We start from the raw sequence: 3,860 nt of genomic DNA on the forward strand, positions 1-3,860 counted from the left end.
CATATCTATGGCAGCTTTGCTGCCATAGAAATAAAAAGAGATACAGAGGAAAAAACATGACTAACGAAGAATTAGAAGCAAGGAGAGCAGCGATACAAGCTGAGATATCTAAATATCAAGGCATACTTGATCAGCTTGAAGCTGACAGAAATGGTATCAGTGAAACTATTAATACCATTAAGGAAAGCGTCGAGGACCCGATAGTTGCTCCATATGATCTGGCAGAGGGAGACAAGTGGAGAGGATTAAACTATAACGAGGCGGAAACAAAGGTTTCAGATATCGGTTCCAGTCTTTCTTCATACAGGGGAGAGACATTATCGCTTCTTGGACAGATAGATAAAGCAATTGGTGAAGTTCAGGAAAAAATAGAAGAATTATACCAAGAACTAGCTTCTTTGGGGTGAAAAATAATAATTGATGATTGGAAGTGTTTAAAATGGCTAATTCAGGAAATGATATCAAGATGGATACCACTGTCTACACGCAGATAGTGGATAACATAGATAATTTAGGAAAGTCTTTACTAGAATCAAATGAATATGTAGAACCAGATGCAGAGTGCCTTTTGAATGTTGTTGTTCCGGACTATAAGGTTGCTTATGAATCAACAATCGACAGCATAACAAGTCTTCAGGAAAGAACTGAAACAGTAGTGACACTTATGCGCAATATCAAGACAAATTATGACGAGAAGATAGATCAGGATATGAGCGATCAGCTTAATGACGCTGCAGGAAATTCAAGCAGTTCAGATGGTTGATAGTTTTATTGTTGTACTTAAATTGGCATAGTGGGGAGCATCTTGCTGTGTTGGAAAAAATAATGAAAGGAAGAATTGACGTTGGGAGAGTACGTTAAAGAGAATTTATACACTGATATTCCGGGAGCAGGAAATGTATTCACTGCCGGGGATCAGACTTGGAACCAGGAAAAAATCAGAGCATACTTTTGTGAATGCTTTGCTCAGATAAATGTTTTTAATGAAAAATCAGAAGAGTTTGCAAAGGCTCTTATGAGCTTTGTAAATGATGAGAATCATACAGGCGAGGAAGCGGATGCTTCAAAGAGCTTTATTAATGATAACCTGTATGCAATAACTGTAGATACTGTAAGGGCTGTTCAGATCCTTATGGGTAAGATGCAGGGTCTTAGCTTTGAATCATCTGTTCCTCTTCTTGAGGACTTTTGCGAGGATCTGGCAGAAGATGATACTGCGATCCTTAATAAATCCAAACTTGAAAAAGTAATAATAGATTTTGCTGCTTATAACAGAGATTTTCAGGATAATACACCAACTATCAAGTCTTTAAGAGATGATGCTCAGTCTATAGTTGAAAGCTGTGATGTCATCACTGTCAAGACACTTGATGATCCAGATCCAGCACCTGCTCAGGAGGCACTTGATGACTTTGTAAAAAATGGAAAAGAAGGATTTGTTCCAACACTTATGGAAAAGTTTCTTGCTTTTCTTGATGAACATAATGATGACTTCTCAGGTACAGAATTTGTAAGTCTTATTGATCATATTAATCAGAATCTTAAGAGAATCCAGGATGGACTTGGAGATGGCAGCTTTGATCCAGAGACATATGCCGAGAATCTTAACAATATCGTATATGAAAAAGCAGGAGATTCAGAAGCTTATAAGGCATATATTGAGACTTACCTTAAATTTGTACAGGGTATGGCTTCAAGGTGTCAGGTATACTGTTATGATCCTGTAAACATGAATACAGGTAACTTTATCAGCAGTAAGACTGATCTTAAGATTGGCGGAAGACATGGCATTGAAGCTAGACGCTTCTATAATGCACAGTCTGACACTATTGGCGTTCTTGGAAGAGGTTGGACACTTAACTATGAAATGCATCTGGCAAAAACAGATGATGAGACAATCACAGTTTTTTACGACGATGGAAAAGAAGGCTGCTTCAAGAAGACAAACATTGGCAAAGAGGAAGTGTATCTTGAAATCCATGGAGAAGAGGGAATACTTAGAGAAAAAGATAATGGCTATCGCCTTTCTTATGATAACAACAAATATATAGATTTCGATAGTGATGGCTATGTTACATCATATGGCGATAACTATGGTTCGCATACAACCATTGACTACGACTTGGTAGAAAAAGAAATTGATGGAAAGATAGAAAATAGGGTTCTTCCTATAAAGGTGAAAACTAAAGAGGGAAGTGAGCTTGTTTTTTCATACAATGAATTGGGACTTCTTTTATCTGTAAAAGACCATACAGGAAGAGAGGTTTCTTATAAGTATGAAGATACCAAGGATAAGTATAGACTTACATCCATAACATCACCTAATGGCGCTACAAGACAGTTCCACTATACCGAAGATGGACTTATCAAGGAGATGGTTCGTCCAGACGGCATCGTAGGTGTTGTGAATGAATATGATTCTAAAAAGAGAATCATCCATCAGACAATGCCCGATGGTGGAGAAATCAAGTTCAGCTATGATGAGGATAGACATGTAACTACAGCGATTGAACAGAATGGCTGTAAGGTTGAGTATATCTCTGATGAGATTGGCCGTCATGTAGGAACAAGGTATCCTGAGCAGGATATAGAAGAGAAATTCACATATAATGACAGAGGGTTTAAGACTTCTCATACTGATAAGAGAGGCTATACAACAAGATATACATACGATAATAGGGGACATCTTACTGGAATAATTGGACCAGAAGGACTCCATGAGTTCTATACCTATGACGCTGATGGAAAGCTCTCAGCAAGAAAAGACTCGAATGGTAACATTACTAAGTATAAGTATGATTTTGAAGGTAATCTTTGCTGTGTTGTAGATCCTTTGGGTGGAAAAATAAGATATTACTACAAAGATGGAAAAGTTGTATCGATTAAAGATGCGGAAAAAAATAAAATAATAATTGGTTATGATAATAATGGGAATATTTCCTCTATTACAAATCCTAGTGGAGTGACTATAAGATATGAAAATGATAATCTAGGCCGTGTTATTGCGACAGAGGATGCTGAAGGAAACAGGACGACCTATGATATTGGAGTGGATGATAATATCGCTAGAGTTGTTGATTCAGAAGGAAATGAAACAATATATGAGTACACTGCTCTTGGAGAGGTATCGTCCATCACAAATCCTGATCATACTCGAAAATCGTGGGAATACAATGCAATGGGAAAACTATCTGCATTTACAGATGAAGAGGGTAGGACTACTAGAATATATTACAATCAGTTGGGGAAAGAAGAAAAGATCGTTCTTCCAAACAACGGAAACATAAGTTATGAGTATGACCTTCTTGGTAACCTTACTAAGGTAACAGACCCAGATGGAAGAATATCTAGCTATACTCACGATAAGAATGGTAACATCCTTACCATCAAAAAGGCTGATAAGACCATTGAAGATGACGTTGATTCAGCTTCTGATGCCATCACAGTGTCTTCATATACATACGATGGTCTTGGAAGAATCAAGACAGTGACTGATGGTAACGGTAATGTAACATCATATGAGTATGATAATAACGGTAATATCACAAAGGTAACAGATCCTAACGGAGGTGTTATTGAAAGAGAGTATGACAAGGCAGGAAGACTTGTAAAAGAGACTGATGCTGCTGATAGAGAGACTCTCTATGCATACGATAAGAACGGAAACAGAAAGACAACTACTGATCCAAATGGTGTAGTAACAGAGAACACCTATGAGAACAATAGGCTTGTTAAAATCACCCAGAAGGCTGGTGATGAGGAGTGCCTTGTAGGAAGCTATGAGTATGACAGCCTTGGAAGAGTTAAGAGTGAGACTCAGGCAGATGGCTTTGTGGTATCAATGGAATACACAAAGACAG

At 37.8% G+C, this 3,860-nt stretch carries 3 protein-coding genes; all 3 read left to right on the forward strand.

Annotated elements, in window-relative coordinates; all coding sequences use genetic code 11:
• Positions 1–407, forward strand: a 407-nt coding sequence (locus T541_RS20010; protein ID WP_034467642.1) for a hypothetical protein, incomplete at its 5' end; no start/stop codon positions are given.
• A gap of 32 nt (positions 408–439) precedes the next feature.
• Complete coding sequence (locus tag T541_RS0116040) at positions 440–763, forward strand: hypothetical protein (protein ID WP_026653623.1); 324 nt, start codon at positions 440–442, stop codon at positions 761–763.
• A gap of 81 nt (positions 764–844) precedes the next feature.
• Positions 845–3,860 (forward strand): DUF6531 domain-containing protein (locus T541_RS21705; protein WP_197025183.1); only part of this gene is annotated, 3,016 nt, incomplete at its 3' end.

This window comes from Butyrivibrio proteoclasticus P6B7 (assembly GCF_000622085.1).
Classification (GTDB): Bacteria; Bacillota; Clostridia; order Lachnospirales; family Lachnospiraceae; genus Butyrivibrio; species Butyrivibrio proteoclasticus_A.

Bases quoted from the DNA above. Each gene is read 5' to 3' on its own strand.
- T541_RS0116040 (WP_026653623.1), top strand. From the start codon at position 440: ATGGCTAATTCAGGAAATGATATCAAGATGGATACCACTGTCTACACG.